We start from the raw sequence: 1,377 nt of genomic DNA, 5'->3' as shown, positions 1-1,377 counted from the left end.
GTGCGGGGCGGCGGCCGGTCAGAGCCTTCCGCTGCCCGCGTGGCGGTCGACGACGTGCGGCACGGCGCCCGCACGGTCGACCCGGGTGCGCAGGGCCGGGGTCCACCCGGCGTCGTCGCCGAGCTGCTCGGCGGGGACGCCCGCGTTGTGGACGGCGAGCAGGTCGACGGGGCGGCCGTTGACGAGGTTGCCGTCCTCGGTGAGGGCGGTGCCCTTCCACTTCTTGATGACGGTGGCGCGGTCGACGCCCGCGGGCAGGGTGAAGGCGTTGGCCTCCGCCACGAGTTGCGACTGGACGCCGACACCGAGGCTGTAGCCGTAGGCGTAGCCGGAGTCCGCGGTCGCCACGTAGTGGTTGTTGTAGACGTCGACCTGGCCGAAGCGGACGCGCGGGGCGCGCTCGGTGACGTTCCGGTAGAGGTTGTGGTGGAGGGTGACGCGCAGCCTGCCCGCGTCGGTGGCGGCGGCGCTGTCGCTGTTGCCGATGAGCGAGGTCTTGCCGTGGTCCCGGAAGACGTTCCAGGACCCGGTGACGAGGTCGGAGCCCTTGATGACGTCGAAGAGGCCGTCGTGCTTCTGGAAGACGCGGCCGAAGTAGGTGGGCAGGGTCGTGTCGGGCTCGTCGCCGTCGGAGAAGGTGTTGTGGTCCACCCACACGTGCGTGGAGCCGACCACGCTGAGGTTGTCGTACTCGGAGTTCCAGTTGCCGGTGTCGCCGTCGGTGGGGTCCCAGGCGGGGAAGCAGTCGGCGGCGTTCTCGAAGGACAGGTTGCGGATGATGACGTCGTCGGCGTCCTGGACCATGAGGTTGCCGCCCCGGAGGGTGGCGCCCCGGCCGAGGCCGACGATGGTGGTGCGGGAGCCGACCCGCACCTGGACGCGTTCCGCCTGGACCTTCTGCGAGGCGGCGCGGGCATCCTCGAGCGGGCCGGACGGCTCGCGGTCGGTGCCCCACACCGCGGGGTCGTAGGCGGCGAGGTAGCCGTCGAGGGTGTAGCCGTCGGTGGCGTAGTCCGCGCAGCCCAGGGGGGTGCCGTCGTCGGCGGTGTTGACGTCGATGACGCCCTTGACCTGGACGATCCGGGGGGTGCCGTCGCCGTCGCCGAGGGCGGCGACCAGTTCGGCGCGGTTGCGCACGGTGAAGACGTGGGAGGCGTCGGCGGCCGAGCCGCCCTTGGTGCCCCCGCCGGCCGAGGCCCAGCCGTCACCGGCGGGCAGTACGGCGCGGCCGAGGGCGGTCCCGCGCGGGACGGCCTGGGCCTCGGCCGGAGCGGTGAGGGCGAGGGCGAGCGTCGTGCAGCCCACCAGTAGGGGAATGACGCGTGCATGACACACAGATCTACGCATTGCGGCTCCTTGGGAGGAGGTGGGGAGGGG

Annotated in this window: 1 protein-coding gene; it reads right to left on the bottom strand. The window is 72.5% G+C overall.

The features are described from left to right. Positions 1–18: 18 nt before the first annotated feature. Complete coding sequence (locus PV350_RS46590; protein ID WP_500339308.1) at positions 19–1,347, bottom strand: pectate lyase family protein; 1,329 nt, start codon at positions 1,345–1,347, stop codon at positions 19–21. Between the last annotated feature and the right edge of the window lie 30 nt (positions 1,348–1,377).

Origin of the sequence: Streptomyces sp. PA03-6a, from assembly GCF_033792765.1 — a bacterium.
In the GTDB taxonomy this organism is placed as follows: Bacteria; Actinomycetota; Actinomycetes; order Streptomycetales; family Streptomycetaceae; genus Actinacidiphila.
The sequence above is the reverse complement of the archived record's forward strand: the minus strand, read 5'-3'. Positions and strand labels throughout refer to the sequence as shown.